Origin of the sequence: Streptomyces sp. NPDC001668 (assembly GCF_042893155.1) — a bacterium.
Classification (GTDB): domain Bacteria; phylum Actinomycetota; class Actinomycetes; order Streptomycetales; family Streptomycetaceae; genus Streptomyces.
The window spans coordinates 459,076-482,038 of record NZ_JBIAUQ010000001.1; the positions used below are offsets into that span (position 1 = coordinate 459,076).

Sequence of the window (22,963 nt, forward strand, 5' to 3'; positions counted from 1 at the left end):
CTCGATTGATGTGCAAGGCGGGTGGTCATGTGCGTACGGGACGCGAGCTGCGGGTGCTGTCGGTCTACGAGGGGTTCTTCTCCGGTGGGGCCCGGATCGTGCACAGCGACATCGTTCTGGGTCTCACCGAGGGCGGCCAGCACCACCGGGTGCTGAGCCTGTACGGCGAGGTCCACCGGGAGGCGACCCGGCAGCGGATGGAGGACGACACCTGCTACCGGGCGCTCACCGCGGCCGGAGTGGGCGTCACCTCCCTCGGGCGCACCTTCCGCAGCGCCGGCGTTTCGGCCGACTTCACCGGCCCCGAGCTGGCCGAAACAGCCCGGGCGACGGCCGACGCGGACGTCATCCTCTCCCTGAAGGAACAGCCGCTGGGGCTGCTCAACCAGGCGGGCCTGCCGCGCCGCCCGGTCGTGGTCTGCCTGCACCGCTCCGACCCGGAGAACCAGGGCGCCGCCCTCGACGAGCTGAAGGCCGCCATCGCCGACGGCACGGTCGTAGCCTGCGTCTGCTGCGCCGAGTCGACGAAGTCCGCCTACCGGGCCGCGGGGATCCCCGCCGACCTCCTCCACGTGATCCCCAACGGCGTCGACCTCTTCCGCTTCCGCCCCGACGCGGCCCGCCGCCTCGCGGTCCGCACGGAACTCGGCATCGACTCCGCGGCCCCCGTCGTCGTCTTCGCCGCCCGTTACGACGGCATGAAGAACGTCCCCCTGCTGCTGGCCGCCGCCCGCGCCTGGCTCGCCCGTGTCCCGGAGGGGCAGGTGCTGATGTGCGGGGCGGGCATGACGGCCGCGAACCCCGGGCTCACCGCGGACATCGCGACGGCGTTCCAGGGGGCCACGGCCCTGGCGGACCGGGGGCTGCGCCTGCTGGGCGTCCGGCGTGACATGGAGGCGCTGTACGCCGCCTCGGACGTCGTCGCCCTCACCTCCGCCTGGGGCGAGGCGGCCCCGCTGTGTCTGATCGAGGGCATGATGTGCGGCGCGATCCCGGTCGCGACGGACGTCGGCGACAGCGCGGCGATCGTCGCGGGCCACGGGCTGGTCACGGCCCCGGACCCGGAGGTGATCGCGACGGCCTGGTCGGAGGCGGCGGCCCTGCGCGACGACCTCGCCCCGGCCCTCGCCGCGAGCCGCGAACGCTTCAGCCGTACGAGGATGATCGCCTCGTACGCGGCCCTGCTGGACCGCGCGGCCACGGGCGCCACCAGCCCGGCGCTGCCGGAGCCGTTCTAGGACACGGGACACACGACGAGGAGGGGCCCCGGCTCCCCAGTGCCGTGGGCCCCTCCTCTCCCCTCCTGGTCCCGCCCCGGTCCGTCACTACCGGGGCAGGACCACGACATAGGCGGCGGGATCCCGGTCGCCGGAGGCCATGAGGGCCGTACGGATCACCGTCGCCTGCTGTTCCATCGCGTCCCGGAGCTTGCGCGGGGTGATGTGGACGACCGTGATGCCGAGCCGCTCCAGGTGCTCGCGCTTGCGGGCGTACTCCGACCACAGGGCGTCGTCGTCCTGGCGGGGGGCGCGGGTGTCCAGTTCCACCGCGACCGCCTGCTCGGGCCAGTACGCGTCCAGGCCGCCCAGGTGGGGGCCGCCCGGCAGCCGCAGGTCGACGTTCCACACCGGGTCGGGGAGGCCGTACTCCTGGACCATGCGGTACAGCCGGTCCTCGGCGATGGCGCGGCCCTCGGCGAGCAGGGAGTCCACCGCGTCCACCACGTGCGGGCGGCCGAGCAGCTTGGCGTTGTTCAACTCCCGTACGACCGCGGCCGGTTCGCAGTGCCCGCCGCGTACCGCCTCCGTCAGTAGCCGGCGTACCGCGCTCGCGTCCGTCAGGTCGGTGACCGCGTCGGCCAGGGCGCGCGGGACCGGGGCGACCGGCAGGCCGGTGACCTGTTCGGGGGTGGGGAGCGCCGCGGTGCGGACGATCCGCGCGCCGGCCGTCGAGCGCAGCCGGCGCATCCTCGGGACCAGGACGTCGATGCGGTCCAGGGAGAGCAGCGGCGGGGCCGAGCTGAACCCGTGCAGCGTCAGTGCCGCAAGCCCCGTGATCATCGCGTCGGGGTACACCGGGCGGTGCGGCTCCTCCGCGCCCGGCTGCGCCGGGACCCCGGTGCCCTGCTCCCGTGCCGCGTACATCAGCACCGCGTGCAGCCGCTCCTCGCTGGTCGGCGGGCCCGGGTGCAGCAGGAAGACGCCGGGGAGGATCTGCTGCCAGGGGCCACCGGGCCGGCACTGCTCGTTCGCTTCGGCGACCGAGACACCGGCCGTGCGCAGCCGGCCGGCCGTCACGACACGACGCTGCACCTCGGAGAGGTGGCGCGGGGGGCGGGGGGAGAGCGGGGGGACCGGGGTGTTGTGGTTCATGCAGCGGAGATTCCCGCACTCGGTCCGCCCGCTAACCGCTGTTACACACCCGTCGACAAATGCGGACAAGGCAGTACTAAAGGACGGGTGTTCGGATGCCGAGTAGGGACCGAAAACCCCTGGTCCATTCGGGGTGGACCAGGGGTTACGGCTCCTATTGACCGTATTTCGTAACGGTCACCGCCCGCCAAAGCTCGGGCCAAAGGTCATTCGTGATTGACGGCCCCCGCGTCGCACGCCTGGCCCCGCAGCGCCCGCGCCAGATCGTCCCGCCCCTCCAGCACCAGCCTGCGCAGGGCCGGGGCCGCGTCCTGGTGCGCCGCGAGCCAGGCGTCGGCCGCCTCCAGCGTCGCCGGTGTGTCCTGGAGGGAGGGGAACAGCCCGGAGACGATGTTCATGGCGATCTGGATCGAACGGTCCCGCCAGATCCGGGTGAGGGCCGCGAAGTACTTCTCCGTGTACGGGGCGAGCAGCTCCCGCTGGGTCGGCTGTCCCCAGCCCGCGATCGTCGCCTCGGCCAGCGCGTTGGACAGCGCGTCCGACTCCACGACCTGCGCCCAGCCCTGCGCCTTCACCGCCGCGGACGGCCGCGCGGCCAGGCACCGCACCTGGTGGCGCTTGCCGGACGCGGTGTCGTCGCGGGCCAGTTCCGCCTCCAGCTCCTTCTCGTCGGCGATCCCGTGCACGACCAGCGGCTCCAGGAACGCCCACCGCAGCTCCTGGTCGACCTCCAGACCGGGGACGGTCGTGGTGCCGTCAAGGAGCCCCCGCAGCATGTCGAAGCCGCCCGCGTCCTCCGCCGTGCGGGCGAAGAAACGCGCCCACGCCAGCTGCTGCTCGCTGCCCGGTGCGGCCCGCTCCAGCAACTCGCGCTCGGCGCACTCGGCGAGCAGGGCCGCGCCGCGCGGGCGCCAGTCGGGGGCCGCGTAGCGCGTGACCGCCGAGTCGGCCCAGGCGTGCAGCATCTGCAGCACACCGATGTCCGACTCGCGCCCCGCGAACCGCGTCACCAGCTCCACGAAGTCCCGCGCGGGCAGCAGCGCGTCCCGGGTCATGTTCCACAGCGCCGACCAGCACAGGGCGCGCGCGAGCGGGTCGGTGAGGTCGCCGAGCGCCGCCTTCAGGGTCTCCAGGGAGCCCGCGTCGAAGCGGGTCTTGCAGTACGTCAGGTCGTCGTCGTTGACCAGCACGAGCTCCGGGGCCGTGGCGCCGGCCAGCTCCGCCACGACCGTCCGCGGCCCGTCGACGTCCACCTCGGCGCGCGCGTACCGCTCCAGGGCCCCTTCGGGCGTACGGCGGTACAGCCCGACCGCCACCCGGTGCGGCCGCAGCTCCGGGTGGGACTCGGCCGCCTCCTGGAGGACCGCCAGCTCGTCCACCCGCCCCTCGGCGTTCAACAGCACCTGCGGAGTCAGGGAGTTGACCCCGGCCGTCTGGAGCCAGGACCGCGCCCAGGTGCCCATGTCCCGCCCGCTGGTCTCCTCGAGGACGGACAGCAGGTCACCGAGCCGTGTGTTGCCGTACGCGTGCCGCTTGAAGTAGCGCCGGGCGCCCTCCAGGAACGCGTCCTGCCCGACGTACGCGACGAGCTGCTTCAGAACCGAGGCCCCCTTCGCGTACGTGATGCCGTCGAAGTTGAGCTTGGCGTCCTGGAGGTCGCGGATGTCGGCGGTGATGGGGTGCGTGGAGGGCAGCTGGTCGGCGCGGTAGGCCCAGGCCTTGCGGCGGTTGGCGAAGGTGATCCAGGCGTCCTTGAAGCGGGTCGCGCCGACGTTCGCGAAGGTGCCCATGAAGTCCGCGAAGGACTCCTTCAGCCACAGGTCGTCCCACCAGACCATGGTGACGAGGTCGCCGAACCACATGTGCGCCATCTCGTGCAGGATGACGTTGGCGCGGCCCTCGTAGGACGCCCGGGTGACCTTGCCCCGGAAGATGAACTCCTCCCGGAAGGTCACCAGGCCCGGGTTCTCCATCGCGCCGAGGTTGTACTCCGGCACGAACGCCTGGTCGTACTTGCCGAAGGGGTACGGGTAGTCGAAGTGCTCGTGGAAGAAGTCCAGGCCCTGCTTGGTGACGAGGAACACGTCGTCGGAGTCGAAGTGGGGGGCGAGCCCCTTGCGGCACAGGGCGCCGAGCGGGATCTCCAGGCGGGTGCCGTCCTCAAGGACGCGCTCGTAGGAGTCCGTCACGTAGTGGTAGGGACCGGCCACCACACACGTGATGTACGTCGAGATCGGCTTGGTCTCCGCGAACCGCCAGACGCCGTCGCTCTCCGAGCCGGCCCCGTTGCTCCAGACCGTCCACCCCTCGGGCGCCCGCACCTCGAAGCGGAAGGGCGCCTTGAGGTCCGGCTGCTCGAAGTTGGCGAAGACGCGGCGGGAGTCGGCCGGCTCGTACTGCGTGTAGAGGTAGACCTCGCCGTCCTCGGGGTCGACGAAGCGGTGCATGCCCTCGCCGGTGCGGGAGTAGGCGCACTGGGCGTCGACGATCAGTTCGTTGTCGGCGGCCAGGTCGTCCAGGGCGATCCGGGTGCCGTCGAAGACCTCGCCCGGGTCGAGGTCCCGGCCGTTCAGCGAGAGAGCCGTGACGCTCGGCGCGATCAGGTCCGCGAAGCTGGTGGCCCCCGGCTCGTTGCACCGGAAGCGGATCGTGGTCACGGACCGGAAGGTGCGCGGACCGTCCCCGGCCTGGTCGCCGACCGCCGAGCGCAGGTCGAGGGACACCTCGTACCCGTCGACGGACAGCAGGGCGGCCCGCTCCCGGGCCTCGTCACGGGACAGATTCTCACCGGGCACGGGCGATGCTCCCTCGGATGGTGTTCAGCATGCGGACAGGCCCGATCCTGCCATGTGCTCCTGACATCGGTCAGCCGGGAATGGGATGGCCGGGGGCGGTGTTGCGGGTTGAAACGAACACGTTTCTAGGAGACCCATGTCCGAGACCGCGAGCACCTCAGGCAAAGCCCCCGTCGACTTCTGGTTCGACCCGCTGTGCCCCTGGGCCTGGATGACCTCCCGCTGGGTCCTGGAGGTCGAGAAGGTCCGGGACATCGAGGTGCGCTGGCACATCATGAGCCTGGCCGTGCTCAACGAGCCGAAGATCGACGAGCTGCCCGAGGAGTACCGCGAGCTGCTGGAGACCAAGGCCTGGCAACCGATCCGGGTGGTCACCGCGGCCTGGCAGAAGCACGGCTCCGACATCCTCGGCCCGCTGTACACCGCCCTCGGCATCCGCATCCACAACGAGGGCCAGGGCCCGACGCGCGAGGCCGTCGAGGGCGCCCTGGCGGACGTCGGCCTGCCCGCCGACCTGATCGAGTACTTCGACCAGAAGGACTTCGAGTTCGACGCGGAGCTGCGCGCCTCCCACAAGGAGGGCATCGACAAGGTCGGTCAGGAGGTCGGCACCCCGGTCATCGCGGTTCCCGGCCCCGACGGCGAGGAGATCGCCTTCTTCGGCCCGGTCGTCACCCCGGCCCCCAAGGGCGACGACGCGGCCCGCCTGTGGGACGGCACCCTCGCGGTCGCCTCGGTCCCGGGCTTCTACGAGATCAAGCGCACGCGTACCAAGGGGCCGGACTTCAGCAACCTGTAGGGCGCGCTCACTTGGCGTCGGGATCGGGGAAGGTGCCGCCGTCGTTCACGTCACCCCGCCGCTGGTACCGGCGGCAGCCTTCGCGGGAGCAGCGGTAGTAGGCGTGCAGACCGGCCCACTTCGGCTTGTTCTTCCGGACGTGCGCCTTCTCCTTGTCGTCCCTGAGCGGTTCGAACTCCTCGGACGGCGACTTGCAGTTCGGACACGGCATCTTCGGCATGCGACCCCCCGACGGCCCGGGACCGGCTGTCTCGGCCCCGCGAGCGTAGATCCTCGCGAGGCCGGGGCATCAGCCCGGAACCGGCCCCGCCGCGAGCCGGCCGACGCCGCATCGCCTGTCCGTGTGGTCCGGCCGTGCGGGACGTCTTGCGGGGTTCGGGCGAGAGGGTTCGGGGACACAGGAGACGCTGATGATGTGAGGGAGCTCAGGCTCGGGACATGCCGGCGCATTGTCAGCGCCGCGCCCGCCCCCGCGCCTCCTCCACTCGGCCCAGGTGCTCCTCGTACCCCTTCGCGTAGTACGACGCCCGTCCCGCTTCCGGCTCCACGATCGCCGTAGGTTCGGTCCAGATCCCCGCGTCCAGCGAAACCCCGTACCGCTCGGCCGCGGCCAGCACGGCCCCCCGAGCCCCCACCTCCCCCTCGACCACCCTGAGCGGCCGTCCGAGCACATCGGCGAGCAGCTGCATCCACGCGGAACTCCGGGTCCCCCCGCCGCACACCGCCAGGGACCCCGTCAGCCCCGCCGCCTCCAGGCAGTGCCGGGCCGCGTACCCGATGCCCTCGCAGGTCGCCCGGATCAGATCGGCGGGCGTCGTCTCCAGGGAGACCCCGCTGAGTTCGGCCCGCAGATGCGGTTCGACGAAGGGAGCCCGCTCCCCGGAGGGAGCGAAGTACGGCAGCACCCGCACCCCGTGCGCCCCCGGCGGGGTGGCCGCCAGCAGGCCGTCCACCTCCGCGTGCGTCACCCCCGTGGTCGACAGCACCCAGTCCAGCGCGGCGGTACCGACCATCGCCGGCATCGCCCGCAGCCGGTGCCCCGGACGGTCCGTGGAGATGTACAGCCCGGCCGGCTCCCCGGTCAGGTCCAGCTCGGTGGTGGCCACGAGCGCGGCCAGACACGTCCCGACGATCAGGAGTCCGTCGCCCGGCGCGGTGACCCCGGCGCCGAGCGCGCAGGCCGGCAGGTCGTACGGCCCGTTCGACAGGCGTGTCCCGGACGGCAGCCCTTCCCCCCGAGCCGAACCCGTGGCGATCGGATCGCCGACGTCGGGCAGCAGCCGCCTGCGACGGGTCAGCCCCAGCAGCTCCACCACCCGGTTGTCGTACGTCCGGGCCCGGGGGTCGAGGAAGGGCATGGACGCGTCCGACACATCCGTCGCAGCGCGCGCGGCCCCCGTCAGCCGCTGGAAGACCATGTCCTTGCAGTACACGGCACTCGCGGCGGCGTCCAGGGACTTCGGGTCGTACCGGTCGAGCCAGGCCAGCAACGGCCCCGGCGAGCCGGGGAACATCGCGCCGCCGGTCCGCCGGAACACCGTCTCGAAGGTGCCGTCCGCCAGCCACTGGTCGAGCAGTTCGTGCGCCCGCCCGTCCATCCAGGACAGCGCCGACCGCACCGGCCGCCCCTCCCGGTCGACCAGCCACACCCCGTCGCCCTGCCCGGTCAGCCCGGCCAGCTCCACCGGCTCCGGCACCCGCCCGGTCAGCTTGCCGAGGACCTCGACGACGGCGTCGTAGACCTCGTCCATGTCCTGCTCGACGCACCCGCCGTGCAGGGAGAGCTCCACCGGGCGTGACTCGCCGGCGAGTTGACGGCCCTCGCTGTCGAAGGCGGCGGCCTTGACGACGGACGTGCCCACATCGATACCGACGTACATACAGATTCCCTCCTACGACGTCACGTCAGGCAGTGCGCCAACCGTTCCCCCCGCGCCCAGCGGCCCACCTCCTCCGCTGCGATCCTGGCCGCCTTCTCGGCCACCGCGCGGCTCGCCCCGCCGAGGTGCGGGGTCAGGACGACCCGGTCGGCCAGGGCGCGCAGCCGGGAGCCGGCCGGCAGCGGCTCGTGCTCGTAGGTGTCCAGGGCCGCCGCCGACAGCTGCCCGCTCTCCAGCGCGTCGCACAGGGCGGATTCGTCGACCAGGGGTCCGCGGGCGACGTTCACCACGACCGCGCCCTGAGGCAGCAGCGCCAGCTCACGGGCGCCGATCAGACCGCGGGTCTCGGAGGTGAGACGGGCGTGCAGGGTGATCACCCGGGAGCGGGTCAGGAGCTGGTCCAGGGAGGACACCCGCAGGCCGTGGATCTCGCCGCGCACATAGGGGTCGTACACCATGACCTGCGCCCCGAAGGCGCACAGCACGCGCGCGACCCGGCTGCCGACGGCGCCGTAGCCGACGAGCCCGACGGGCAGGTCCTCCAGCTCCAGGCCGCTGTGCTCGTAGGTGTAGTAGGCGGCGCCGCTCTCCCAACTGCCCTGGGCGGCGAGGAGGTCGTGGGCCTGCGGGATGCGGCGCACGGCGGCGAGCAGCATGCCGACGGTGAACTCGGCGGTGGCGGCGGCGTTGCGGCCGGGCGCGAAGCACACCCGCACGTCACGGGCCTTGGCGGCGTCGAGGTTCACGTTGACCGGGCCGCCCCGGCACACGACGACCAGTCGCAGGCTGTCGGCGGCGTCCAGCACCCGCTCGGTGACGGGGCCCATCTGGGTGACGAGGACCTCCGCGCCGTCCAGCGCCTCGATCAGCTCGTCCTCGGCGTCGCTGGCCTCCGTCACCTCCGAGACGGGCCCGAAGGGTTCCAGCGGCCAACCGAGCGTCACCTCCTTCGTCTCCGCCGCTATGGCGCCCAGCTCGGCCTCGACGGCCCCGGCGATCAGCCCCGGCAGTACGAAGTGGTCGCCGGCCGCCACGACACGGACGGGATCGGTCCTCTGGGTCATCGTCGACCTCCGGATCGTCGCTTCACTGACACGATGTTGAGCCGCGTGTCCGGGGTACGCATAGACCCCGTGCGGGTGGGAGGTGCCTGGAGGGCGGAGATGACCGAGATGACGGACGGGAACGAGACGGCGTGGCTGGGGATCGACCTCGGCACCCAGAGCGTGCGCGCGCTCGCGGTCACGGCCGACGGAACCGTGCTGGGCCGGGGTTCCGCCCCCCTCGGCGGCCGGCGTGCGGGGGCGCGGCACGAGCAGGATCCGGGGGAGTGGTGGGAGGCGGTGCGCACGGCGTGCCGTTCCGCGCTTCTCACCCTGACGGGCGTACGGATCGGCGGCCTCGCGGTGTGCGGGACCTCCGGGACGGTCCTGCTGACGGACCCCGAGGGCCGGCCGGCGAGCCCCGCGCTCATGTACGACGACGCGCGCGCGGCGGAAGAGGCGGCCGGGCTGCGTGCGGCGGGCCTCGCGGTCCAGGACACCTGGGCGCTGCCGAAGGCGCTGTGGCTGGTGCGGGAGCACGGCGCGAAGGGCCGGGTCACCCACCAGCCCGACGTCGTCACCGCCCGGCTGGTCGGCGGCCCGGTGCCCACCGACTCCAGTCACGCCCTCAAGACGGGCTACGACCTTCAGCGCGACGCCTGGCCGGACATCGCCCTCGACCTTCCCGAGGTCGTCCACCCCGGCACCCGGCTCGGCGAGGTCTGCCCGGCTGCCGCCGAGGCGACCGGCATCCCCGCCGGGACCCCCGTCGTCGCCGGGATGACGGACGGCTGCGCGGCCCAGATCGCGGCGGGCGCCCTGCGCCACGGATCCTGGAACTCCGTGCTCGGCACCACCCTCGTCCTCAAGGGGGCGACCCCGGACCCGGTGCGGGACCCCAGCGGTGTGGTCTACAACCACCGTGCGCCGGGCGGGACCTGGCTGCCCGGCGGGGCGTCGAGCGTGGGCGCGGGGGCGCTCCCGGCGGACGTGGACCCCGGCGCCATGGACGAACGGGCGGCCGCGTACGAGCCGTCCGGCACGCTCGCCTACCCGCTGGTGTCGCGGGGGGAGCGGTTCCCCTTCCGTGCCCCGGACGCCACCGCCCTCCTCCTCGGCACCCCCGCCGACGACGCCGACCACTGGGCCGGGCTCCTCCAGGGAGTCGCCTTCACCGAGCGGCTCTGTCTCGACTACCTCCACCACCTCGGCGCCCCCCTCGACGGCCCGCTCACGTTCACCGGCGGCGCGGCCCGCAGCCCGTACTGGAACCAATTGCGCGCCGACATCCTCGGCCGCCCGGCCCGCATCCCGGAACAGCCCGAACCGGCCCTGGGAATGGCCGCGTTGGCACTGCACGGCACCACGGGCACCCCTCTGGCGGAGGCCGCCGAGCACATGGTGCGCATCCGCGCGGTCCTGGAACCGCGCCCCGGCCGCACGGCACTCTTCGCCGAGCCGTACGCCCGTCTCCTCGGTGAACTCACCGGGCGGGGCTGGCTCCCGGCGGACGTGGCGGCCCACGCGCGCGCCCGGCTCGACCGGGACACGGCAGCCCCGTGACGACCGACCACGACCGCAGAGAACCTGACGAGAACCTGGAGACCGCCCCCGCATGAGCACGACCCTGCTGCTGGCCCGCCACGGACAGACCATCTGGCACGCCGAGAACCGTTACGCGGGCGTGAGCGACATCGGGCTCACCGACGAGGGCCGCGCCCAGGCGGAGGCGCTCGGGCGGTGGGCCGCCGCGCACCGCCCCGACGCGATCTGGACGTCACCCCTGTCGCGGGCGATCGCCACCGCCGACCCCGCCTGCCGTGCCCTCGGTATCACCCCGCACCGCGAACCCGGCCTCAGGGAGTGCGACTTCGGAGTGGTGGAGGGCCGTACCCTCGCTGAGTTCGCCGCCGAGGTGCCCGACGCCGCCGAGGCGTTCCGGGCGGACCCGGTGACATATCCCTTCCCCGGCGCGGAGGACCCGCTCGAAGCCGCCGCCCGGGGCGCCGCCGCCCTGCGCGGCATCGCCGCCGCCCACCCCGGCGAGCGCGTCCTGGTGGTCGCCCACAACACCCTGCTGCGGCTGGTGCTGTGCACGCTGCTGTCGATCCCGCTCGGGGAGTACCGCAGAGTGTTCCCGCGGTTGCGGAACGCGGCGATCACCGAACTCCGCCTCGACGAGCACGGATCCGCCGCACTTCTCTCCCTCAATGTGCCGTGCGAGCAGGACCGGTCGTAGCACGATGGGCCCATGACGGAGATCGACACCTCGGTGCCGCATTCGGCCCGGATCTGGAACTACTGGCTCGGCGGCAAGGACAACTACCCCGTGGACGAGGCGGCCGGTGACGCCTACACGGCCGTCTTCCCCGGCATCGTCACCATCGCCCGCAGCAGCCGCGCCTTCCTCGGCCGCAGCATCCGGTACCTGGTCGAGGAGGCGGGCGTCCGCCAGTTCCTGGACGTCGGGACCGGGCTGCCCACGGTCGACAACACCCACGAGGTCGCCCAGCGCCACGCCCCCGAATCGAAGATCGTCTACGTCGACAACGACCCGCTGGTCCTCGCCCACGCCCGCGCCCTGCTCACCTCCACCCCGGAGGGCGAGACGGCCTACGAGGACCTGACGCTCTACGAGCCGGAGAAGATCCTGGAGGCGGCCTCCCGGACCCTCGACCTGACCCGCCCCACCGCCCTGATCCTCAGCGGCATCCTCGGCCATGTCGCCGACTACGACCTGGCCCGCGAGCTGGTCGGCCGCCTGGTGGCGGGCCTGCCCTCCGGCAGCCACCTCTGCGTCAACGACGGCTCCCGCGGCACCGACCCGGACTACGAGCGGGCCCAGGACGCCTACAACGAGACCGGCGCGGTGCCCTACTTCCTGCGCCCGGTGGACAAGATCGAGGCGTTCTTCGAGGGCCTGGAGCTGGTGGACCCGGGCGTGGTGTCGGTCCCGCTGTGGCGCCCGGACGGCGACGCGACCCCGGCCCCGATCGGCCAGCACGGCGGAGTGGGCCGCAAGCCCTGAGTCTCCGCCCGCAGGGGAAGCCCCCGCGAGTCACGTCCTCGCGGGGGCTTTGGCCATGGCGGGTCAGACCCTGGCACGCACCTTCTGCCAGCCGTATCCCACACCCGCCAGCACCAGCGTCATCCCGCCCGTCCAGTACAGCTGCACACGCGTGTCCGGTTCGCGGGCCATCAGGACGAGGATCGCGGCCATGCCCGCCAGGGCGACCCAGGTCAGGTAGGGGAAGGCCCAGGTGCGGACGGCCGGCCGCTCGGGGGCCTCGCGTTCCAGCGCGCGGCGCAGCCGCAGCTGGGAGACGGCGACGAAGGCCCACACGACGAGGACGACCGCGCCGATCATGTTGAGGAGCCAGGGGAAGACGTCGTCGGGACGCCAGTAGCTGAGGGCCACGCAGACGAAGCCGAAGACGCTGGAGGCGAGGACGGCCGGGCGCGGGACACCGCCGGAGACGCGGCCCAGGGTGCCGGGGCCGAGGCCCCGCCCGACCAGGGAGTAGGCGATGCGGGAGGCGCCGTAGACGTTGGCGTTCATCGCGGACAGGAGGGCGACGAGGACGACGACGTTCATCAGCTGCCCCGCCCCCGGGATGCCCAGTTCGTCGAGGGCGGCGACGTACGGGCCCTTCTCCACGACCGCCTTCGCGTCCCAGGGGACCAGGGTGACGATGACCGCCATCGAGCCGACGTAGAACAGCGCGATGCGCCACATCGCCGTACGGACCGCGCGTGCCACCCCGCGCACCGGGTCCTCGGACTCGGCGGCCGCGATGGTGACCGTCTCCAGGCCGCCGTACGCGAAGACGGAGGCGAGCAGGCCGACGACCAGACCCTCGCCGCCGCCCGGGAAGAAGCCGCCGTGGCCGGTGAGGTTCGCGGTGCCGGGGGAGTCGGTGCCGGGCAGGACACCGGCGATCGCGAGCACCCCGAGGACCAGGAACAGCACGATCGCGCCGACCTTCAGGGCCGCGAACCAGAACTCGAACTCGCCGAAGTTCTTCACCGCGGCCAGGTTCGTGACGCAGAAGACCACCATGAACAGGGCCACCCACGCCCACTCGGGGGTCCCCGGGAGCCAGCCGGTCACGACCTTCGCGGCGCCGATGCCCTCCAGGCCCACGGCCGTGCACAGCAGGACCCAGAAGGACCAGCCGACGGTGAAACCCGCCCAGGGCCCGAACGCCCGCTCGGCGTGCGCGGAGAAGGAACCGGAGGAGGGATACGCGGCGGACATCTCGCCGAGCATCCGCATCACCAGCATCACGAGGAGGCCGGAGAGCGTGTAGGCGAGGACGATCGAGGGGCCGGCGGCGGCGATCCCCGCGCCGGAACCGACGAACAGTCCGGCGCCGATCACCCCGCCGAGGGCGATCATCGACAGATGGCGCTGCTTGAGGCCGTGGGTCAGGGAGGCGTCGGGCTCTTGTGGAGCCTTGGCGGCGGTGCTGGGCATGGGCGTGGTTCGTCCAGTGCGTGAGACGGGCAAAAACGCCCACAGTCTGGGCGGTCTCCCCAGGTCAGAGGGGAGACCGCCCAGACTGTGGACTCGTCCGGCACCGGCTGTGACTACGCGGCTACGGCCGTGTAGTGCGAGGCGTCGCCCTCGATCGAGTAGCTCTCCTTGCCCTCGATGCCCACCGGCACGTCCCCGGCCACGGTCACCCGGTGCAGTCGGCGCGGCAGACCGTCGTAGTTGTCGACGGCGTAGTGCTGGGTGATGCGGTTGTCGAAGAGCACGAGCTGGTTCTCCGACCAGCGGTGCCGCAGCAGGTTCTCCGGCCGGGTCACATACGCCTGGAGCAGATCGAGGATCTTGCGGGACTCGCCCACCGACAGGCCCACGATCCGCTGCGCGAACCCGCCGATGAACAGCCCCCGTTCACCGGTCAGCGGGTGTACCCGGACCACCGGATGGACCGTGCGGTACTTGATCGAGGTGAACTGGGCGCGCCGGGCGGCCTGTTCCTCGTCCACCGTCTCCTCCGGTACGGCGTAGTCGTAGTCGTTGGTGTGCTCGGCCCACAGCCCGTCCGCCAGCCGGCGCAGCGGCTCGGGCAGATTCCGGTACGCGGCCGCCGAGTTGGCGATCAGCGTCTCGCCGCCGTACGGCGGAATCGTCAGGCTGCGCAGGGTGCTGGCCTGGGGAGGATTGAGGACGAAGGTGACGTCGGTGTGCCAGTTGTTGGCGGCCCGGCCGCCCTCGCTGTCGACGGGCAGGACGTTCGGGGCGCCGTCCACGGCGGGCACGGTCGGGTGGGCGGTGGTGAGTTCGCCGAAGTGCCGGGCGAAGGCCTGCTGGCCCTCGTCGTCGAGGTTCACGTCGTCGAAGACCAGCGCCTTGTGGACGCCCAGGGCGTCACGCAGCGCGGTGGCGGTCTCCTCGTCCAGGGGCTTCGCGATGTCGACGCCGGACACGTGGGCGCCGATGTGGGCGGTGACCTTGCGGATCTCGATACCGGACATGTGCGGGGGTCCTTCCTAGGCGGGGACGGGCTGGACGTACTGGTTCACGGGGCGCGGGAGGCCGTAGCGCTCGCGCAGGGTCTGGCGGGGGCCGTACTCCTTGCGGAGCAGGCCGCGGGTGCGCAGGATCGGGACGACGTGGTCGACGAAGGCGTCCAGGCCGGAGGGCAGGACCGCGGGCATGATGTTGAAGCCGTCGGCGGCACCCTGGGTGAACCAGGTCTCGATGGCGTCGGCGACCTGCTCGGGCGTCCCGGCGAAGGTGAGGTGGCCGCGCCCGCCGCCGAGCCGCCCGATCAGCTGGCGCACGGTGAGGCGGTCGCGCCGGGCCAGTTCCACGATGAGGGTGTAGCGGCTCTTGGCGCCCTCGACGGCGGACTCGGGCGGCAGGTCGGAGGGGAGTCCCCGGTCCAGTTCCAGGGTGCCCTCGGGCAGTTGGAGCAGCCGCTCCAGGTTGGCCACCCCGTGCCGGTGCACGATGTGGTCCTCCAGTTCCTGTTCCTTCGCGAGCGCCTCGGTCTCCGTGGAGCCGATGACGGGGACGATTCCCGGGAGCACCTTGATGTGCTCGGGGGCGCGGCCGGCCGCGACGGTACGCGCCTTGAGGTCGGCGTAGAAGGCCCGCGCGTCCTCGACGGTCTGCTGCGCGGTGAACACCGCCTCCGCGTAACGGGACGCGAACTCCTTGCCGTCCTCGCTGGAGCCCGCCTGCACCAGCAGGGGGTAACCCTGGGGAGTACGGGGCACGTTGAGCGCGCCCTCGACGCTGAAGTACGTCCCCTGGTGCCGGGGCGGGTGGACCTTGGTGTCGTCGCCCCAGACGCCGGCCGCCTTGTCGCCGACGATCGCGTCGTCCTCCCAGCTGTCCCAGAGCTTGAGGGCCACGTCGAGGAACTCGGCGGCCCGGGCGTAGCGGTCCGCGTGCGCGGGCTCGTGCTCCAGACCGAAGTTGCGGGCGGCCTCCTTGCCCGCCGTGGTGACGATGTTCCAGCCCGCCCGGCCGCCGCTGATGATGTCCAGCGAGGCGAACTTCCGGGCCAGGTTGTAGGGGGAGTTGTAGGAGGTGGAGGCGGTCGCGATCAGCCCGATGTGCTCGGTGGCCGTCGCCAGCGCGGTCAGCAGGGTGAGCGGCTCCAGGGCGCCGGCGGGCCGCTGCGCGAGGTTGCTCCACAACTGCGGCCCGTCGGCCAGGAAGAGCGAGTCGAAGGTGCCGCGCTCGGCGATCCGGGCGAGGTGGACGTAGTGGTCGAGGGAGACGTGCGCGAACGGGTCGCTCTCGGGCAGCCGCCAGGACGCCTCGTGGTGGCCGGTGTTCATCAGGAACGCGTTGAGGTGGAGCTGTCTGGCGGTCATGCGTGGTCCTCCGTGACGCCGAGTGCGGCAAGCAGTCGTTCGCGGTACTCACCCAGCAGGGGGTCCCGGTACGAGCGGGGGTGCGGGCGGTCGATGGTCAGGTCGAGGCCGATACGGCCCTCTTCGAGTACGAGCACCCGGTCGGCGAGCACGATCGCCTCGTCCACGTCGTGGGTGACGAGCAGGACGGACGGCTGGTGGCGCTTCCACAGCTCCCGCAGCAGCGCGTGCATCCTGATCCGCGTCAACGCGTCGAGGGCGCCGAACGGCTCGTCCGCCAGCAGGAGTTCGGGTTCGCGGACCAGTGAGCGGGCGAGGGCGGCACGCTGGGCCTCGCCGCCGGACAGCTCGTTGGGCCAGGCGCGTTCGCGGCCCGCCAGGCCCACCTCGGCGAGCGCCTCCCGGCCCCGCTCCTCGCCGTCGGTGCCGTTCGTGCCGAGCAGGACGTTGTCCAGCACCCGCCGCCAGGGCAGCAGCCGGGAGTCCTGGAAGACCACGGACACCCGGTCGGGGGCGGTGAGGCGCCCGCTGCCCACCACCTCGTGGTCCAGCCCCGCCACCGCCCGCAGCAGCGTGCTCTTGCCGGAGCCGCTGTGCCCGAGCAGGGCGACGAACTGCCCCGCCGGGATGTCGAGGTCGATGGCGTCGAGGACGGCGCGCCCGTCGAACGACCGTGTCAGGCCCCGCAGTTGTACGGCCGGCCGGGTCAGCTGCTCAGTGTGCGTCGCCATGACAGCACCCTCCGTTCGACGAGACGGACCGCGCTGTCGGAGACCAGGCCGAAGACGCCGTAGACGACGAGACCGACGAGGATCACATCGCTCTGGCCGTAGTTCTGGGCCTGGAACATCATGTAGCCGAGTCCGCTGGTGGCGTTGATCTGCTCCAGGACGACCAGGCCCAGCCAGGAGCCGGTGACGCCGAGCCGGAGTCCCACGAAGAATCCGGGCAGCGCGCCGGGGATGACGATCTGCCGTACGAAGGCGAACCTCGACAGGCCCTGGACCTCGGCGAGTTCGACGAAGCGGTGGTCGATGCCGGACAGCGCGGCATGGGTGTTCAGATAGATCGGGATGTAGACGACGATCGCGATGATGGCGATCTTGAAGGTCTCCCCGATGCCCAGCCAGAGGATGAACAGCGGGATCAGACCGAGGGTCGGGATCGCCCGGTTGAGGCTGACCGTGCCGTCGATCAGCGCCTCGCCGGTCCGGCTGAGCCCGGAGGCCAGGGCCAGCAGGACACCGGCCACCAGGCCGATCGCGAACCCGGACGCGGCCCGCTGGAGCGAGGTCAGGACGTCGGAGGGCAGGGTTCCGTCGGTCCACAGATGGACGCCGGTCCGCACCACCGTCCAGGGTGCCGGGATCGCGGCCGGATCGAGCCGGCCGGCGGCGGAGGCGGCGGCCCACAGGGCGAGGACGAGGACCGGTCCGGCGAGCCGGGCGGCGGGCAGCCGCCTGCCGGGGGAGAGCCGGCGGCGCCTGCGGACCTGGGGCGCGTCCTCGGCCGGGGCGGCCGCGACGACGGCTCCGGTCGTGGTCACGGCGCTCACCGCCGGTACTCCGCGGTCACGGACCGCGCCGCGATGCCCTCGAAGCGGTGGTCGAAGAGCTCGCTCACGTCGAACTTCTTCACGAAGCCGCCCTCCGCCAGCAGATCCGCGGTCTCCTGCTCCCACTTGATCGCCTCGTTCCAGTTCGGCGGGAACAGCGGCTTGTTGGCGAGCGCGGTGACCGCCTTCGCCTGGGCGAGGGTGAGGTTCTGGGTCTTCACGTAGAACTCCTCGTTCCAGATGTCGGGGTTCTCGTACGTCCACACCTGGCCCTTGGCCCAGTACGGGATGTACGCGGCGACCGCGGCGGCCTTCGCGGGGTCGCTCAGCACGGAGGCCGGCGCCCACAGCAGGTTGAGCAGGTCGACCACGTCGGTGGTGATGGCGTGCGCGCCCTTGGGCTCGTACTGCTGGAGGTAGGCGGGCGCCTGGCTGTTGGCGAGCGGGGCCACGTCCACCTGGCCGGACTGGAGCGCGGTGAAGAACTGGTTGCTGGTCAGCGGGACGAGCTTCACCTCGTCGTAGGCGAGCCCGGCCTTCTTCAGCGCCCGCAGCAGGACGACTCCCTGTGCCTGGCCCTGCGAGAACGCGAGCTTCTTCCCCTTGAAATCCCCGACCGAACGGATGTCGCTGCCGGGCTTGGTGGCGAAGAGATAGTTCGGCTTGCGGGTGATGTTGATCGCGACGATTTTCGCGTCGAAACCCTGGAAGTGTGCCTGGATCGGCGGGATTCCCGCGTTGTTGGCGACATCCAGGGAGCCGGACCGGAAGGCGTTGATGACATCGGGCCCGGCGCTGATATTGGCCCACGTGGACACCTTGAACGGCAACTCGCCCAGTCTGCCGAGTTTCAACTGGAGTTGCTGGGTTCCGGAATACGAGGAGATCTTGAGGCTCGTACCGGCCGGGACCTTGGCGGCGAGCGGGGCGGACAGGGCGCCCTTGGTGTCGGCGGCGGCGCTGCTGTCGGCGCAGCCGCTGAGGCCGGCCACCCCGGCGGCGGCGCCGAGGACCGAGGAGAGGAACAGCCGCCGGTCGACGCCGGACGTACGGGAAAAAGACATGGGAAGACTCCCTGAATCGGTGCAGGAGAAAGTCATGCGGAAATGAATTCACGCAGGAGAAATGAGCGCGTCACGCGGGGCAACGTGTCAGCAACAAAGGGCGCGACAGTACAGGTGCGGGCTCATGGAAAAGATGTTCCCGGCCATGCGGAGTCCCTGTCAATATTCGGAGTTTCTGAATTAAGTCCGCTCAGGTGACAGGCTCAGGTTGACAGGGTCAGCGGATCCCGGTAGAGCACGTCGAGCGCCACCGAACCGCCCGCCACCGCGAGCACGGAATCCGGGAAACTCGACGGCACCACGGAGTCCGCACGATCGCCGCCGACCCCCTCGCGCAGCGCGGCGAGGCAGTCCTCCCGGTGCAGGACACCGATGTCGGTCACCACGACCGTCTCCGGGTTCAGCACGTCCAGCAGCAGCCGCGTGGCCCGCCCGACGGCCGCCGCCCGCTCCACGAGCAGCCGTACGGCCTCCGCGTCACCGGCGGCCGCCGCCGCGACCACATGCATCGGGTTCGTGCCGTCGGTGACCCCCGCCCGCCGGGCCCGCCGGCACAACGTCCGTTCGCTCAGCTCGACTTGAAGGCACCCGGTCCGGCCGCACGGGCAGGGCTCGGTGCCGCCCGGCACCGGCAGATGGGCGATCGCGCCCGCCTGGGAGCGCGGCCCGTGGTGCACCTCGTCGTGGGTGGCGAACGCCGCGTCCACCACATTGCCGACGAACAGATGCAGCACGCTCCGGCTCCCGCGGGCCCGCCCGAACAGCCGCTCCGCGTTCACCAACGCCCGCGCGTGCCCGTCCACATGGACCGGCAGGCCGGTGCGGGCGCCGAGGGTCTCCCGCACCGGCACGTCGTGCCAGCCCAGCAGGGGGTGCTCGACGACGGTCCCGGAGTCCCGGTCCACCCAGCCGCCGACGGCGACGCCCACACCGAGCGGCCGGCACCCGGGAGAATCGGCAAGCAGCCCGGCCAGGCCCTCGGCGGCCCGCTCCAACAGCGGGCCCGGATCGGTGCGTTCGTGCTTCAGCTCGCGCCGGGCCAGCACCCGGCCGCGCAGATCGAGCAGCGCCACCGTGGTGTACGGCACCGCCACGTGCACGCCACCCACCACGAACCGTGAGTCGTCCAGGTCGACGGGGACGTGCGGGCGACCGACGCCGTTCGACCGCCGGGGCGCGGCGGACTCGCGGATCAGGCCGAGTTCGGTGAACCGGGTGCAGTAGTCCGTCACCGAGGCCGGGGACAGTCCGGTCAGCCGGGCGATGGTGCTGCGCGCCACCGGTCCGTGCTCCAGCACGGACAGCAGGACGACGCTCGCGCTCGTCCGGCGCCGGGACGTGGGAGCGGGGGTGAGAGGGGGTGCCGCGGTACGGGGCATGGAGGACCGTCCTCGGGTACGGGGGCCGACACGTCTCGGAGGATGAGGCGCGCCGGAGCCCGCCTCACACCGGACGGCGACAGACAGCCGTGCCCACGCGCCGCAGATCGACGTGGCGACGCGAGGAGAAGTACCGGGACTGGGCGACCATGCTGGAAGGGTAGGCCAGAAACCATGAATCCGACCAGACCACTAGGGTTCGTTGGTGATTCCCCACAGCGGGTCCGTCGGGCGCCCTGTATCCCGGGCCACCTCACCTCAGTGACCGGCATCACGCCGAACCCGGTGTAACCCCCACTCTTTGTCCGGAGCCCACCAAGCCCCCGTTCACGGCTTTGTCGGGCGTTGACGGTGATCGGCCCGAGGACGCCGGGATAGCGTCACCGTGTCCCCTGTCGTTCACACCCGCGGAGTCCCCATGAGCACCGCCGTCGCCCCCGTCCGCACCGGCCAGGTCCTCGCCGACCTGATCCCCGCCTCCCGCGTCCGGGACATCGCGCTCGTGGTGGGCGGCGCCGCCCTCACCGGCCTCGCCGCGCAGCTGTCCGTGCCGGTGCCGGGCTCCCCGGTGCCGGTGACCGGCCAGACCTTCGCCGCGCTCCTCGTCGGCACGACGCTCGGCGCCCGTCGCGGTGTCGCCTCGCTCGCCCTGTACGCGCTGGCGGGTCTCGCCGGGCTCCCGTGGTTCGCCCAGGGCACCTCCGGGTTCTCCGTCTCCTTCGGCTACATCCTCGGCATGATCCTGGCCTCCGCCGCCGTCGGCGCCCTGGCCCGCCGCGGCGCCGACCGGAACGTGTGGCGCACGGCCGGTGCCATGCTGGTCGGCGAGGCGATCATCTACGCGATCGGCGTTCCGTACCTCGCCTACGCCGCCGGCATGTCGCTGTCCGCCGCCATCGCGGCCGGCCTCACCCCGTTCCTCCTCGGCGACGCCCTCAAGGCGGCCCTGGCGATGGGCGTGCTGCCCACCGCCTGGAAGCTCCTCAAGCGCTGACACTCCTGCGCAGGAGGCTCGCCGGGTCGTACCGCGACTCCAACTCGGCGAGCCTCTCGCTCGTTCCGGCGTCGTACAGGCCCTCGGTCCGGTCCCCGGCCCCGAAGGCGAAGTTGACGGTACGGCCGAGGGTGACCGGCGAGAGCAGCGCGAAGGCCGGGTCCAGCAGCTCGCGCGCCTGCTCCCGCCCGCCCCCGGTCAACAGCCGTACCAGGAAACGCCCTTCGCGGTACGGCACCGAGTTCGGCGCCGGCCGCGCCAGCGCCCCGCCCAGATGGTTGATCTGTACGACGACCATGGCGCCGCAGTCGGGCCCGGTCCGCTCCAGCAGCTCACCGACCCGCTCCACGTCCAGTCCGCTCAGCACCGCGCTGTCCCCGTGGTAACTGTGCGGGAAGTCCGGGTCGCTGTGGATGGTGCGGCTCTCGGCGTACGGCATCTCGCGCAGCGAGTCCGTGAGCACCGGCCCGATCTCCCGCAGCGGCGCCACGAGTTCCGCACCGTCGGCGCCGGTGTACGCGACCCGTACGGAGACGACGTACCGCCCGCGCAGGTGCGGCGGCAGCGCCGGCAGATCCGGGTACGGTACGGCCGCGAAGGACGAGGTCAGCGTCGAAGGCACGGTCCTGGTCCACTCCTCGTAGGCGCGCAGCACGGCCGCCGGACCGACCGCGCGGCCGTCGAAGGCGAGCGAACCGCCGTAGAGCCTGCGCACCGGTACGAGACCGATCTCCAGCTCGGTGACGACCCCGAGACGGTGTCCGCCGCCGAGGAGGCCCCAGTACAGGTCGGACCCCTCGGTGACGTGCCGCGGCCGGCCGTCCCCGGTGACGACGTCGAGGGAGCGGACGTGATCGGCGGCGTAGCCGAACTCCCTCGCCAGGATGCCGAGTCCGCCGCCCAGCGTGTACGACACGGCACCGACGCCCGGGGCGGAGCCGTTGAGGGGCGCGAGCCCGTACGGCTCGGCCGCCGAGACCACCTGACTCCAGCGCACCCCGGCCTGGACCCGGGCGGTACGGGCCCCGGGATCGACGACGACCCGGTCCATGTGCCGGGTGCTGATGAGCACGCCGCCCTCCACCGCACCGGGCAGTCCGTGTCCGGTGGCCAGCACGGAGACCGGCAGCCGCGCGTCTCCCGCGTGACGGACGGCGGCGACCACGTCCTCGGGGGAGCGGACCGGGAACACGAGGTCGGGCTTCAGGGCGAACCCGGTCTGGAAACTGGTGACTTCGTCATGGGTCGAGATGTCCATGCCGGACATGCTGGAGGCATAACCTGACAGCTTCCGTCAGGTTATGCCTCCGGCGTTTCTTCCGCTCCCGATCGGCTCAGGCGATGCGCTGCGGCCGCCGCTGCGACCACCACAGCCCGGCCGCGCCCGCCGCCATCAGCGAGGCACCCGCGGCCCCGAGCGGCAGCAGGTCCCGCCCGACACCGGTCTTGGGCAGCTCGCTCGGTGCGTCGCCGCCGGGTGCCACCGGCGTGTTGTCGGTGCCCAGCAGCAGCGGTGTGGCCGGGGCGTTCGGCGACGGGTTCGTCGTACCGAACGGAACCGGGCCCTGCTGCCAGAACGTCTTCTTTCCGTCGCTCGTCTGCACCGGCAGACAGATCTTGCCGGTCTTCTTGAGATCGAATGTCGCGTCGACGGCGTACGACTTCGACTTACCGGCGGCGAGATTGTCGATGGGGCAGGCAAAACCGCTGTTCGAGCCCTCCGGCAGATCCTTTTCTTCAATCGGAGAGCAACCTTGAACGTTTTTGACCGTCATGCCGTCGAAACCGACGACCAAAAGCCTGATCTTTCCGCTGTCCTTGCTCCCGTCGTTCTTCACGGTGGCCGTGAGGTCGGTCTTCTGCGAGCTGTTGTCGACGGAGATCTTCTCCGGCAGTGTCGTCGTCAGCTTCACGCCGGCCGGCGCCTCGTCAACGGCCTTTCCCCCCTTGCTGCTTGCGGGTCCCTCGTCCGCGCTCGCGGTGACGGAAAAGATCATCACCGTCGAGAAAGCCGCCGTGACCAGCGATCCGGCGATGGTCGTCATACGACGAGAACTCATGTTCGCCCCCCTTGGCTGCGCCTGAATTCGCAGTACTTGAAGAGGTACCACAAGATTTCTCACCACTATGCTGGTACGGCGCGAAGTGTGACCATTGTGTTCCACTCGGGACATCGTTGAGGGGGTGCAGCGGATTGCCGGGGAATACGGGAGACACGGGAAATGCGAGGCGCGGCGGAGTT

At 71.9% G+C, this 22,963-nt stretch carries 20 protein-coding genes; 6 read left to right on the forward strand and 14 right to left on the reverse strand.

What is annotated here, in order from left to right:
- Positions 1 to 53: 53 nt before the first annotated feature.
- Positions 54 to 1,238, forward strand: a complete 1,185-nt coding sequence (locus ACFYZ8_RS02100; RefSeq protein WP_388536855.1) for a glycosyltransferase — start codon at positions 54 to 56, stop codon at positions 1,236 to 1,238.
- Positions 1,239 to 1,325: 87 nt separating this feature from the next.
- On the opposite strand, the gene ACFYZ8_RS02105 is transcribed toward ACFYZ8_RS02100, so the two are convergent.
- Positions 1,326 to 2,372, reverse strand: a complete 1,047-nt coding sequence (locus ACFYZ8_RS02105; RefSeq protein ID WP_388536651.1) for a hypothetical protein — start codon at positions 2,370 to 2,372, stop codon at positions 1,326 to 1,328.
- A 206-nt stretch (positions 2,373 to 2,578) separates the two neighbouring features.
- Entirely contained in the window at positions 2,579 to 5,167 is a 2,589-nt protein-coding gene (gene pepN, locus ACFYZ8_RS02110) for an aminopeptidase N (protein ID WP_359031778.1), read from the reverse strand.
- Between the two features lie 136 nt (positions 5,168 to 5,303).
- Between pepN and ACFYZ8_RS02115 the strand changes: the two genes are divergently transcribed.
- Positions 5,304 to 5,966 (forward strand): DsbA family protein, encoded by a 663-nt coding sequence (locus tag ACFYZ8_RS02115; RefSeq protein ID WP_388536652.1) that lies wholly within the window; start codon positions 5,304 to 5,306, stop codon positions 5,964 to 5,966.
- A 7-nt stretch (positions 5,967 to 5,973) separates the two neighbouring features.
- Here the strand turns inward: ACFYZ8_RS02115 and ACFYZ8_RS02120 are convergent, their stop codons facing one another.
- The 3 genes from ACFYZ8_RS02120 to ACFYZ8_RS02130 all read right to left on the reverse strand — a co-directional run bounded on the left by ACFYZ8_RS02120 (position 5,974) and on the right by ACFYZ8_RS02130 (position 8,910).
- Positions 5,974 to 6,186: a hypothetical protein gene (locus tag ACFYZ8_RS02120; protein WP_359031776.1), complete on the reverse strand. Its 213-nt coding sequence runs from the start codon at positions 6,184 to 6,186 to the stop codon at positions 5,974 to 5,976.
- Between the two features lie 232 nt (positions 6,187 to 6,418).
- Positions 6,419 to 7,846: an FGGY family carbohydrate kinase gene (locus ACFYZ8_RS02125; RefSeq protein WP_388536654.1), complete on the reverse strand. Its 1,428-nt coding sequence runs from the start codon at positions 7,844 to 7,846 to the stop codon at positions 6,419 to 6,421.
- 20 nt (positions 7,847 to 7,866) lie between these two features.
- Positions 7,867 to 8,910, reverse strand: coding sequence for a 2-hydroxyacid dehydrogenase (locus ACFYZ8_RS02130; RefSeq protein WP_388536656.1), 1,044 nt, complete (start codon positions 8,908 to 8,910; stop codon positions 7,867 to 7,869).
- 108 nt (positions 8,911 to 9,018) lie between these two features.
- On the opposite strand from ACFYZ8_RS02130, the gene ACFYZ8_RS02135 reads away from it, so the two are divergent.
- The 3 genes from ACFYZ8_RS02135 to ACFYZ8_RS02145 are packed head-to-tail and all read left to right on the forward strand — an operon-like array spanning position 9,019 to position 11,917.
- Complete coding sequence (locus ACFYZ8_RS02135) at positions 9,019 to 10,452, forward strand: FGGY-family carbohydrate kinase (protein ID WP_388536857.1); 1,434 nt, start codon at positions 9,019 to 9,021, stop codon at positions 10,450 to 10,452.
- Between the two features lie 52 nt (positions 10,453 to 10,504).
- Positions 10,505 to 11,128 carry a histidine phosphatase family protein gene (locus ACFYZ8_RS02140; RefSeq protein ID WP_388536658.1) on the forward strand — a complete coding sequence of 208 codons (624 nt, stop codon included), beginning with the start codon at positions 10,505 to 10,507 and terminating at the stop codon, positions 11,126 to 11,128.
- A 12-nt stretch (positions 11,129 to 11,140) separates the two neighbouring features.
- Positions 11,141 to 11,917 (forward strand): SAM-dependent methyltransferase, encoded by a 777-nt coding sequence (locus ACFYZ8_RS02145; protein ID WP_359031772.1) that lies wholly within the window; start codon positions 11,141 to 11,143, stop codon positions 11,915 to 11,917.
- 63 nt (positions 11,918 to 11,980) lie between these two features.
- Here ACFYZ8_RS02145 and ACFYZ8_RS02150 read toward each other — a convergent pair whose 3' ends face one another.
- The 7 genes from ACFYZ8_RS02150 to ACFYZ8_RS02180 all read right to left on the reverse strand — a co-directional run bounded on the left by ACFYZ8_RS02150 (position 11,981) and on the right by ACFYZ8_RS02180 (position 19,727).
- Positions 11,981 to 13,366 (reverse strand): amino acid permease, encoded by a 1,386-nt coding sequence (locus tag ACFYZ8_RS02150; RefSeq protein ID WP_388536661.1) that lies wholly within the window; start codon positions 13,364 to 13,366, stop codon positions 11,981 to 11,983.
- Between the two features lie 113 nt (positions 13,367 to 13,479).
- Positions 13,480 to 14,376: a TauD/TfdA dioxygenase family protein gene (locus tag ACFYZ8_RS02155; RefSeq protein WP_388536663.1), complete on the reverse strand. Its 897-nt coding sequence runs from the start codon at positions 14,374 to 14,376 to the stop codon at positions 13,480 to 13,482.
- A gap of 15 nt (positions 14,377 to 14,391) precedes the next feature.
- Positions 14,392 to 15,729, reverse strand: a complete 1,338-nt coding sequence (locus tag ACFYZ8_RS02160; RefSeq protein WP_388536665.1) for an LLM class flavin-dependent oxidoreductase — start codon at positions 15,727 to 15,729, stop codon at positions 14,392 to 14,394.
- Positions 15,726 to 16,460 (reverse strand): ABC transporter ATP-binding protein, encoded by a 735-nt coding sequence (locus ACFYZ8_RS02165; protein ID WP_388536667.1) that lies wholly within the window; start codon positions 16,458 to 16,460, stop codon positions 15,726 to 15,728. Before ACFYZ8_RS02165 ends, ACFYZ8_RS02160 begins: the two co-directional genes overlap by 4 nt.
- Positions 16,436 to 17,284 carry an ABC transporter permease gene (locus tag ACFYZ8_RS02170; protein WP_388536669.1) on the reverse strand — a complete coding sequence of 283 codons (849 nt, stop codon included), beginning with the start codon at positions 17,282 to 17,284 and terminating at the stop codon, positions 16,436 to 16,438. Before ACFYZ8_RS02170 ends, ACFYZ8_RS02165 begins: the two co-directional genes overlap by 25 nt.
- The gene (locus ACFYZ8_RS02175) at positions 17,281 to 18,348 is read right to left on the reverse strand and encodes an ABC transporter substrate-binding protein (protein ID WP_388536670.1); all 1,068 of its coding nucleotides are present in this window, start codon (positions 18,346 to 18,348) and stop codon (positions 17,281 to 17,283) included. The genes ACFYZ8_RS02170 and ACFYZ8_RS02175 overlap by 4 nt, the downstream gene beginning before the upstream one ends.
- Positions 18,349 to 18,551: 203 nt before the next feature.
- The gene (locus ACFYZ8_RS02180; RefSeq protein ID WP_388536672.1) at positions 18,552 to 19,727 is read right to left on the reverse strand and encodes an ROK family protein; all 1,176 of its coding nucleotides are present in this window, start codon (positions 19,725 to 19,727) and stop codon (positions 18,552 to 18,554) included.
- Positions 19,728 to 20,145: 418 nt separating this feature from the next.
- Here ACFYZ8_RS02180 and ACFYZ8_RS02185 point away from each other — a divergent pair, with 418 nt between their 5' ends.
- Positions 20,146 to 20,721 (forward strand): biotin transporter BioY, encoded by a 576-nt coding sequence (locus ACFYZ8_RS02185; protein WP_359031764.1) that lies wholly within the window; start codon positions 20,146 to 20,148, stop codon positions 20,719 to 20,721.
- On the opposite strand, the gene ACFYZ8_RS02190 is transcribed toward ACFYZ8_RS02185, so the two are convergent.
- Positions 20,711 to 21,979, reverse strand: coding sequence for an FAD-binding oxidoreductase (locus ACFYZ8_RS02190; RefSeq protein ID WP_388536673.1), 1,269 nt, complete (start codon positions 21,977 to 21,979; stop codon positions 20,711 to 20,713). The two genes, ACFYZ8_RS02185 and ACFYZ8_RS02190, sit on opposite strands and share 11 nt — an antisense overlap.
- 76 nt (positions 21,980 to 22,055) lie before the next feature.
- Positions 22,056 to 22,781, reverse strand: a complete 726-nt coding sequence (locus ACFYZ8_RS02195; protein ID WP_388536675.1) for an LPXTG cell wall anchor domain-containing protein — start codon at positions 22,779 to 22,781, stop codon at positions 22,056 to 22,058.
- Positions 22,782 to 22,963 lie beyond the last annotated feature (182 nt).

Coding starts and splice junctions, on each gene's coding strand:
- ACFYZ8_RS02150 (WP_388536661.1), bottom strand. CDS start 13,366: ATGCCCAGCACCGCCGCCAAGGCTCCACAAGAGCCCGACGCCTCCCTG.
- ACFYZ8_RS02175 (WP_388536670.1), bottom strand. CDS start 18,348: ATGTCTTTTTCCCGTACGTCCGGCGTCGACCGGCGGCTGTTCCTCTCC.
- ACFYZ8_RS02185 (WP_359031764.1), top strand. CDS start 20,146: ATGAGCACCGCCGTCGCCCCCGTCCGCACCGGCCAGGTCCTCGCCGAC.
- ACFYZ8_RS02140 (WP_388536658.1), top strand. CDS start 10,505: ATGAGCACGACCCTGCTGCTGGCCCGCCACGGACAGACCATCTGGCAC.
- ACFYZ8_RS02155 (WP_388536663.1), bottom strand. CDS start 14,376: ATGTCCGGTATCGAGATCCGCAAGGTCACCGCCCACATCGGCGCCCAC.
- ACFYZ8_RS02115 (WP_388536652.1), top strand. CDS start 5,304: ATGTCCGAGACCGCGAGCACCTCAGGCAAAGCCCCCGTCGACTTCTGG.
- ACFYZ8_RS02160 (WP_388536665.1), bottom strand. CDS start 15,729: ATGACCGCCAGACAGCTCCACCTCAACGCGTTCCTGATGAACACCGGC.
- ACFYZ8_RS02180 (WP_388536672.1), bottom strand. CDS start 19,727: ATGCCCCGTACCGCGGCACCCCCTCTCACCCCCGCTCCCACGTCCCGG.
- ACFYZ8_RS02145 (WP_359031772.1), top strand. CDS start 11,141: ATGACGGAGATCGACACCTCGGTGCCGCATTCGGCCCGGATCTGGAAC.
- ACFYZ8_RS02135 (WP_388536857.1), top strand. CDS start 9,019: ATGACGGACGGGAACGAGACGGCGTGGCTGGGGATCGACCTCGGCACC.
- ACFYZ8_RS02130 (WP_388536656.1), bottom strand. CDS start 8,910: ATGACCCAGAGGACCGATCCCGTCCGTGTCGTGGCGGCCGGCGACCAC.
- ACFYZ8_RS02120 (WP_359031776.1), bottom strand. CDS start 6,186: ATGCCGAAGATGCCGTGTCCGAACTGCAAGTCGCCGTCCGAGGAGTTC.
- ACFYZ8_RS02190 (WP_388536673.1), bottom strand. CDS start 21,979: ATGGACATCTCGACCCATGACGAAGTCACCAGTTTCCAGACCGGGTTC.
- ACFYZ8_RS02195 (WP_388536675.1), bottom strand. CDS start 22,781: ATGAGTTCTCGTCGTATGACGACCATCGCCGGATCGCTGGTCACGGCG.
- ACFYZ8_RS02105 (WP_388536651.1), bottom strand. CDS start 2,372: ATGAACCACAACACCCCGGTCCCCCCGCTCTCCCCCCGCCCCCCGCGC.
- ACFYZ8_RS02165 (WP_388536667.1), bottom strand. CDS start 16,460: ATGGCGACGCACACTGAGCAGCTGACCCGGCCGGCCGTACAACTGCGG.
- ACFYZ8_RS02125 (WP_388536654.1), bottom strand. CDS start 7,846: ATGTACGTCGGTATCGATGTGGGCACGTCCGTCGTCAAGGCCGCCGCC.